The organism is Bacillus sp. K2I17, assembly GCF_002209985.1.
Classification (GTDB): Bacteria; Bacillota; Bacilli; order Bacillales; family Bacillaceae_G; genus Bacillus_A; species Bacillus_A wiedmannii.
The window spans coordinates 1-9,565 of the sequence record NZ_NJGF01000076.1; the positions used below are offsets into that span (position 1 = coordinate 1).

5 protein-coding genes and 1 pseudogene are annotated in these 9,565 nt (G+C 31.2%); all 6 read left to right on the top strand.

What is annotated here, in order from left to right:
* The first annotated feature begins 1,009 nt into the window (after positions 1 to 1,009).
* Complete coding sequence (locus CER22_RS30115) at positions 1,010 to 2,689, top strand: helix-turn-helix domain-containing protein (RefSeq protein ID WP_088610402.1); 1,680 nt, start codon at positions 1,010 to 1,012, stop codon at positions 2,687 to 2,689.
* Between the two features lie 644 nt (positions 2,690 to 3,333).
* Entirely contained in the window at positions 3,334 to 4,653 is a 1,320-nt protein-coding gene (hblC, locus tag CER22_RS30120) for a hemolysin BL lytic component L2 (RefSeq protein ID WP_088610403.1), read from the top strand.
* A gap of 62 nt (positions 4,654 to 4,715) precedes the next feature.
* Positions 4,716 to 5,960 carry a hemolysin BL lytic component L1 gene (gene hblD, locus CER22_RS30125; RefSeq protein WP_088610404.1) on the top strand — a complete coding sequence of 415 codons (1,245 nt, stop codon included), beginning with the start codon at positions 4,716 to 4,718 and terminating at the stop codon, positions 5,958 to 5,960.
* 31 nt (positions 5,961 to 5,991) lie between these two features.
* Positions 5,992 to 7,125, top strand: a complete 1,134-nt coding sequence (hblA, locus tag CER22_RS30130) for a hemolysin BL binding component B (RefSeq protein WP_088610405.1) — start codon at positions 5,992 to 5,994, stop codon at positions 7,123 to 7,125.
* An 886-nt stretch (positions 7,126 to 8,011) separates the two neighbouring features.
* A pseudogene (locus CER22_RS30135) lies at positions 8,012 to 8,464 on the top strand (hypothetical protein).
* 27 nt (positions 8,465 to 8,491) lie between these two features.
* Positions 8,492 to 8,956 carry a DUF5065 domain-containing protein gene (locus tag CER22_RS30140; RefSeq protein ID WP_088610406.1) on the top strand — a complete coding sequence of 155 codons (465 nt, stop codon included), beginning with the start codon at positions 8,492 to 8,494 and terminating at the stop codon, positions 8,954 to 8,956.
* The last annotated feature ends 609 nt before the right edge of the window (positions 8,957 to 9,565 follow it).

Genomic DNA, 9,565 nt, shown 5'->3' on the forward strand with positions numbered 1-9,565 from the left:
TTCCCCATCTTTTTCACCTCCGTTCTACAAATTCAGAAATATATGCCAAAAGACTATAAAATATACCAATTTGATTATAGCAAATCGAAAAATGTAAAAATGTCCTCCTTTAAGGCGAAATATGAAAAGGTGAAAAGTATCTTGAATCTTAGAGCCACAAGGGGTTTCATGAATATGCAAAAAAAAATAAAGGACATGATACCGCTGTAGATTTTCATCTTTCTAGAAAGAAAAGAACTAGAAGTGAAAACCTTTGTAATGCTTGATTTAATAATGATTTTAATGAATTTGGAGTATCTCGAAAGGGACATGATACCGCTAAAGATTTTCATCTTTTTATGTTCAGTGGATTTTTGGAGAATAACTTTAAATCGTTGATGTGATAGGCGTCATATCAAATATTAGAGTTTTCGAAAGGGACATGATATAGCTATTTTGTATTTCATGTTTTTGAAATAAGGGGACATGATACCGCTATAAGTTTTCATGTAGGGCAAAGAACTTTTAAAATGAAAATTAGCATTATAAACATTGATATATAGGTGGTTTTAAGCCTTTCAAGATAAATTCGAAAGGGACATGATATAGCTATAAGTTTTCATGTTTAATATTAAGAGGATTGAACAAATCCTTTTATATCAGGGATATAGGGGTTTATGAAAAAATTTTTTCGTTTATTATTTTTAATAAAGATATTGATACAATTTTCATCTTTTTCTCGAAAGGGACATGATACCGCTATAGATTTTCATGTTTATATGAAAATAATCTTATTTAATGGTGCTAATGTTATTATAAAGTAGCTTTACATTAGCTATGTTTTACAAATTGTTGTTGTTCTATATAATAAATAAAAGAAGAAACTTGCATGCTATGTGATGAAACGTCATTTATGTTGAGTGAAATTTCTGATAATATTTCGTGTTTTTATATAAGGGAATTCATATAGCTATATTATTTCAACTTGAAATAAAAATAGCTTAAAATTTAACGAAGAAGGAGGGGGCGTATGGATAATGTTCTTCAATTGTTTCGTGATGCATTATTAATATCGGAACCACTTTATAAAGAAAACGAGGCATTGTGGCATAAATGGAATGCCTATTATAAGGATGTGAAAGAAGATAACAGTAAGATAGTAACTTCTTCATATTTTTCTCCTTCTTTTTCAATGCTAGTACAGTGGCTTGAACAGCAGCAAAAAAGAGGAGTTTCTTCATTACAAATATTCACAGAGATAGATCAATATAAAGATGAAATACAAAAGGCAATTGATCTATTTATTCATCAGGAGTTTTTAAGGTCTATAAAGAGTAACAATGAAATGGAATCTATTCCGTTAGAGCATGATAATCGAGTAAAACCAAATGATTATTATGAGGTTAATAACTCTGCTGTTTATTATAAGTTAAGAGATGGAATTGCGAAAAATCAATTTGAAGAGGATGAAGAAACGAAAATCAAGTCATATCCAATTGAAACAAAGGATAGTAATGGACTGGCTCAACTTTCTTCTCATAAAGATGAAGATTTAAGGTTAACAAACATAGAGGAAGCAGCTCGGTGGAATACTCTCGTGGATGGTGTTATGAGTAATATGGACGACTTAACAGCAGATTGTCTGGATTCTATCACTATTCAATGGTTGAATGAGGCTAAATCACCAGATGAGTTCATTGATTTTTCATATGAACAAGTTTTAGAAATGTGTAGTATTCCTAAGGCAAAAGCTAATGGAGTTGAATATTATCGAGCTGAAGATAAGATTAAAGTTGCTAAAAGAATTGCTGCTTTAGCAAGTATTTTTATATATCTTAATGATGAAAATGAGGTTGTAGTATTAAATGATCGTGCAGAACCTGGTAAACATTACGAAGTAAAACGTGAAATCATAAAAAGGCTTTTTGTACTCGATTCAGTGGTGCTTTGGAGAGATAAAAACACTAATGAATACATGGGAATAGAATCATGTCGAATTAAACCAGGTAGTTTCTTGTCAAGCTATTTATATGGCTCAAATAGTACAAATGCGTTACTCTCTAAAAAAGCACTTGAATACAATAGTTATAGACATAAGTATCATAAAAGGCTAATTCGTTATTTAACATGGCAGTGGAGAATTCGACAAATGTTTTCTAGTTTAAGCAGGCCCTATTCTATAGGTGGGGATAAAGGACTTTTAGCAGTAATGGATATTAAACAAAATCAAAAACCTAATAGAATTAGAGACCAATTAGAAAATGTCTTAATGGATCTAGAACGTGAAAAGGTTATTTCCCATTGGGAGTATGAAAATGGCTTAGATGAAGAAAAATTAACAAAGAAGAATTGGTTTAAAAATTATTATTCGCAGTTAGGTATTAGAATATTTCCACCTAAAGAATTAATGAATTCAATGGAGAGTTTGCCTAAAAAGAAAACTACCAATGTAATACAAGCGGAAAAAGCTGTTGCTAAGAAAGAAAGTAAGCCCATAAGTGGGGATGAAAGTGAATATTTGATCCGTGAAAAAATAGTATTTCTACACACGAAGAAGAATATAACAATGAGGGAACTTTCAGAAGAGATAGGTATATCACAACCTACTCTTTCAAGGTTCTACAATCAAAAAACTAAGCGTCTTTCTGGTGTTGCTAAGGAGAAGTTGAACCGGTGGTATAAAAGGCAAGTTATAATAGATAAAATGTAATGAATAGGCAGATAAATTATGTATAAGAAGAGTAAATTGAAGGGATGTCCTAAATATGGTATTAGGACATCTTTTTTTGCTTTAATGGGATTTAATCTATACATAATAATTGTTAATACTCTTAATAGATTAGTGAAATCATAGTAAAAAACTCTTCTATAGGCAAGAAGAGTTTTTTGTAAGTCTATACTATTCTGAATACAGTACTGTTTTGTTCAATTTTATGGGGTCACTTCGGTTGTGTATATGTAATTTTGCATATTCATATAAAGTACATATATACATAAAAACCATAAAGTTATATTAAAATCATTTTTTAGAAAGATATATATTAAGATTGAAGGATATCATTAAATATTTCGTTTGATTATCGTAGTATAATTATTTCACCTCGTGAAGTGATAGTGTTACTTAAGTTTTTTAAGTATAACTTTAAAAAAACAAAACGTTTAATATCAGAAAAATCAAATATAACAAATGCGATTTTCTAGTTTACTTATGAAAAACATAGTGCTTAAATGATGGGGAAGTAAAGTCTTTACGCTCTATTAAAAATCGAGTGTACGAGAGGAAAAATTCTAACGTTAGATTTTACAACATATACGATTAAAATCGTAAAAAATAATAGTGAAGAGGTGTACGGAATGAAGAATAAAATTATGGCAGGATTTTTAATAACATCAATTGTTTCTGGTGCGACTATTCCTATCAATACACTCGCAATGCCAATCGTTCAGGCAGAAACGAAACAAGATAATATAGATATTTCCTCAGCATTACGAAAAATAGGTGCACACTCCAAATTAACACAAACCTTTATAGATGGAGCCTTAGGAAGCCCGAATGTACAACTTGAAGAAGTTCCATCTTTAAATACAAATCAATTTCTAATTAAACAAGATATGAAAGAGTGGTCATCCGAACTTTATCCAAAATTAATTCTATTAAATTCAAAAAGTAAAGGATTTGTAACTAAATTTAATAGTTATTATCCAACATTAAAAGGATTTGTAGATAATAAGGAAGATAAAGAAGGGTTTACAGATAGACTGGAAGTCCTTCAAGACATGACCATAACAAACCAAGAAAGTGTGCAACGTCAAATTAATGAGTTAACAGATATAAAACTACAGGTAGATAAGAAGTTGAAAAATCTTGATACCGATGTGACAAAAGCACAGAGTATCCTTAGTTCAGAGGGAACAGGAAAAATAGATAAGTTAAAAACTGAAATGCTAGATACAAAAAAATCAATTCAAAATGATTTACAGCAAATAGCATTATTACCAGGAGCTTTAAATGAACAAGGGTTAAAGGTATTCCAAGAAATTTATAGTTTATCAAAAGATATCATTGAACCGGCTGCTCAAACAGCAGTAGTAGCGTATAACAAAGGGAAAGAAATAAACAATGCTATTGTAGAAGCAGAGAAGAAAGCAGAGCAAGAAGCAACAGAAAAGGGAAAATCAGCCATAGAAATTGAAGCTGCCAAAAAAGAAGCACGTGAAGCGATAGAGAAAAATAAAAAAGGTGAAATTGCTGCAGCTGCAGTTACAAAAACCAAAGAGTATGATCTTATGAAAGTAATTGATCCTGAAAAAATTAAAAAAACATATAGTACCTTTGCCGAAATTAATAAACTAACAACAGAGCAAAGAGCACATTTAAATGATTTAGAGAAACAAAACCAGAAATTATATGACTTAACAACTAAATTAACAGTAGCAGATTTACAAAAATCAATGATTCTTTTCATGCAAAATGATTTGCATACATTTGCTAACCAAGTAGATGGGGAAATTGAGCTAATGAAACGTTACAAAGAGGATTTGTTTCTAATAAATAATAGTATTACAAAATTATCGACTGAAGTTGATACTAATAACACTCAGTCTCAAAAAGATACATTAAGACGACTAAAAAATGTAACAAATCAACTCGAAGAACAAGTTAATAAATTTTAATATCAAGAAATTGGATTTAACGGAAGAGTTATAATGTAACTGAAAATAAGGAGGAAAATTAAATGATGAAATTTCCATTTAAAGTCATAACTGTAGCCACTTTAGCAACGGTTATAACTGCTACGAATGGTAGTACTATTCATGCACTTGCAAAAGAACAGACAGCAAAAGAACAGACAGTTCAAGAACAGAAAATAGAAAAGTATGAGTTAGGACCTGAAGGGTTAAAGAAAGCATTGGCTGAAACAGGTTCTCATATTCTTGTAATGGATTTGTACGCAAAAACAATGATTAAGCAACCGAATGTAAATTTATCCAATATTGATTTAGGTTCAGGAGGAGGAGAATTAATCAAAAACATTCACCTGAATCAGGAACTGTCACGAATCAATGCAACTTACTGGTTAGATGCGGCGAAGCCAAGCATTCAAAAGACGGCACGTAATATTGTAAATTATGATGAACAATTTCAAAATTATTACGACACACTAGTAGATACTGTAAAAAAGAAAGATAAGGCGGGGCTCAAAGAAGGTATAGATGATTTAATCGGTACGATTCATACAAATTCAAAAGAAGTTACGGAAGTCATTATGATGTTAGAGGCTTTCAAAAAAAAGTTGTATAAAAATACTATAGATTTTAAAAATAATGTTGGAGGTCCAGATGGTCAGGGAGGATTAACGGCTATATTAGCGGGAAAACAAGCACTAGTCCCACAACTTCAGGCCGAAATTGAGAATTTACGTTCTACGCAGAAAACACATTTTGATAATGTATTAGCCTGGTCAATTGGTGGTGGATTAGGAGCAGCTATTTTAGTTATTGGAACGATTGCAGGAGCGGTAGTAATTGTTGTGACTGGTGGCACAGCGACACCAGCTGTTATTGGTGGTCTTACAGCACTAGGGGCAGCGGGTATTGGTTTAGGAACAGCTGCTGGTGTTGAGGCATCTAATCATATGAACTCCTACAATGAAATTTCGAATAAAATTGGAGAATTAAGTATGAAAGCAGATTTAGCTAACCAAGCAGTTATTTCACTTACTAATACAAAAGACACTTTAACATATTTGTATCAAACAGTGGATCAAGCAATTATGTCTCTAACAAGTATTCAACAACAATGGAATACAATGGGGGCAAATTATAAAGATTTATATGATAATATCGATCAAATGCAAGAACATAAACTGTCGTTAATACCTGATGATTTAAAGGCTGCTAAACTAAGTTGGGATGATATTCATAAGGACGCAGAATTCATTTCAAAAGACATTGCTTTTAAGCATGAAAAAACAAACTGAAAATTTATATATATGTATAGGAGGAATTAAAATGAATACTAATTTTCCTTATAAACTACTTGCTGTATCGACGTTTTTAACTCTGACAACAACTACTGTAGTTTCTCCAGTAGCAGCTTTTGCAAGTGAAAGTAAAATAGAACAAATGAGTACGGAAGATATATCTCTTTCTGTAAACAGTGAAAAGATGAAAAAAGCTTTGCAAGATGCTGGGGTATTTGCAAAATCCATGAATGATTACTCTTATTTGTTAATTAATAATCCAGATGTTAACTTTGAAGGAATTGATATTAAAGGATATACAAATCTACCTACTCAAATTCTACAAGATCAAAAGAATGCAAGAGAACATGCTACGAAATGGGATTCACATATAAAAAAACAACTTTTAGATACACTGACGGGGATAGTAGAGTATGATACCACATTTGACAATTATTACGATACATTAGTAGAAGCAATTAATGAAGGAGATGCTGATACATTAAAAGAAGGTATTACAGATTTACAAGGTGAGATTAAACAAAACCAAGCATATACACAGAATTTAATACAAGAACTAGCTAAGTTAAGAGATAATATTGGCGAAGATGTCCGAGCATTTGGGGGGCATAAAGATATCTTGCAATCGATTTTAAAAAACCAAGCATCTGGAATAGATGAAGATGAAAAGCGCCTAAATGATGTTTTAGAGCAAGTAAGACATTTTAAACAAGTAGAATCGGATGGAATAATAACTGTATCAGTTCCCTCAATTCCTACATGGATTGCTGGCGGTGTAATGATAGGGGTAGCGAGAGACAATTTAGGCACGTTAGAGCCATTATTAGCGCAATTACGCCAAACGGTGGACTATAAAATAACATTAAATCGTGTAGTTGGAGTTGCGTATAATAATATTGCTGAAATGCAAAATGCAATTGGATCAGCTATTAATGCTCTTACCTATATGTCAGCACAATGGCATGATTTAGATTCTCAATATTCAGGAGTACTTAATCATATTGATAAAGCATCCCAAAAAGCAGATCAAAATAAATTTAAATTCTTAAAACCTAACCTGAATGCAGCGAAAGATAGTTGGAAAACATTAAGAGCAGATGCGTTTACATTAAAAGAAGGAATAAAAACATTAAAAATGGATCCTGTTTCTTCAAAAAAATAGGGGAATTCGGTTTTGCTGTAAAGATATCTAAAATATAGAGACTTTAAAAACATACTGTTAAATAATCAAATGATTCTTTATATATTAAAAAGGTGGAGGTGCATTAAGAACTCCGCCTTTTTGATGTTATGCCCCTAATGAGATAAAACTTTGTGTTCATTTTTTATCGTATAATAACATGACCGTCAAACTAAAGTTTTAAACTTTAATTAGTGCCTCTTATTCTAATATTTGTAAACTAAAATACAAAGTATTTCTTTTTTATATAACATTTCCCTTTTTTATATCAGAATAATTCTTAATATTCAATTATTACAATGATAGAAATGGTACACGAGGAAAATATAAATAATGATTTTATTAATATAGTCACAGAAATAAAAACATTACAAGAAATTCTTGAAAAATAAAGAAAAGTGTTCAGAAATGAAGCGATTTGGAAGATTAGCTGACTTGCTGTTGCACGAAGAGTTGCGCTATATATACTTTGATAAAAGGTTATATTTTACTTAATTGTGATATAATGGGATTAATATGAAAGGGGGTTCTTATAATGTTCATCAAATTATTCATACCAGAACACGTTTAAATATTTTTAGAAGGGAATATATATTTTTATAACACAGGGATTTTTTAAATTTGGAAAATAAGCATGGGGATAAAGAAGTTGGTAATAAACATAATATTTTTTTCGGATATTTTAAATCAGCAACATGGGAGATTCACATTGGCCTCGAAGATAAGGAAATGCACAAAATAGATGTTACAAGAGCATTTCTATGAAAGAAATTTTTAAAATCACAAAAAGAGTATCACGTTATTAATTCACATCCTGTTGAAGGAGAGTCATTTAAATCCTGAGGGAAGTACAAAAATGACATTTAAAATCAACAGATTTAAATCAGTAGCGGGAGCGGGAGTTTTAGCAATTGGCGGCGTAACATTAATGAATTTAGAAACACCGAAAGCACATGCAGATGAAAAGTGCCGTTACATTTGTGGCCCTAGCGAAACGTTGAACAATTTTACAATTCAATGACATGCCACACAACATTATATGGGACAAAACATCATCGTAAAAGCTACAAATGATAAAGATTATGATGTGCATTACAAAGCTCCTATTGAAAAGAAATACGCAACTGGCTGGGATTATTATGATGCTGATTTCAACTGGGGTTCTATGTTACCAGCTGGTACAAATGAAGAAATTATCGTTTCAACAGGCAATGGCGAATCAATCGCAGAAACAGGTGCTTTTCGTATGAAAGTTGAAATTGAAAATGCTGCTGGTTCAATTGATAAAATGTACACAGTGCCAGTAAAAATAACACGATAAAATAATTGAAAATTGGGGGAATTTCGCATGAAAACATGGAAAAAGAAAATGGGTATGACAATGTTGGTCTCAGCAATCGCATTAGGAGGTTTAACTACGCTAGAATTAGCTAAACCTGTAGCAAAAGCAGCAGCGGCTTCAGGTTACGGAGCTAGCGTAAATACAACAAAAGTAAATCATTATGTTGGTACAGATTCATATATAAATATTAAAATCAAAAATGACAACAAGGCTTATGAAGTTGAGCTTCGTATGCAACCACAAATTCAGCGAGCAAATGGCACGTGGGAAAATGTGAACAAGCCTTTAATTTCTTGGTTTGTACCTAAGGAATATGTAGGAATGGGCATTGACATTGGTACAGTCAATTACAATGGTGTAGGCATTTCTGAAAAAGGAACATATCGTTTGAAAGTTGATACGTACAAAACAACAGCTTCAGGTTCTGTATACTTAGGAACGTTTAACACAGACGTGTTTTATTTAAAATAATATCATTAATAAAACTCCCTTTCAGAGTTTTCGAAATAAGGTCCGATGGCTTTTAGCTGGACAGGTAAATAGGGATTGGGGATATAATAATAGATTCTTTTTAGGAATCTTTAGTGTAGAAAAATACTAACCATTTAAAAGTATATTTATAGCGGACGCTCCTACGGTGGGAGTATCCGTTTTTTTATTTTACCTGAAAAAGGGTAACGTAATGAGAGCATTAATAATTGACTATGACAATAAGGTAAGATTTCATTTGTTTGTACATAGTTAATATCTCCTTATATTTAATAATTTTATTAGTAGAGTGCTAAGTAACTAGTGCAGCCCCCTCATTGGCGTATTATATTCATAATTCCTTTAAATTTTAAGTAGATAATAAAATTCAGAAAAATAGGTTTTTTGAACTTTTAAAATACATTGCTACTATTTTTACAAATATTTTTAATTAGGTCAGACATCTTATTAACAAGCATACTAGCTGTATTAAAAATCTATTATAAATATATATCTTATATATTAAAAGAAATAAAGATAAAACTTTTATAGGTTATCAAAAATAGGGGAAAGATCTACTCCCACAAGGGAAAATTTCATGTTAGAACGTAA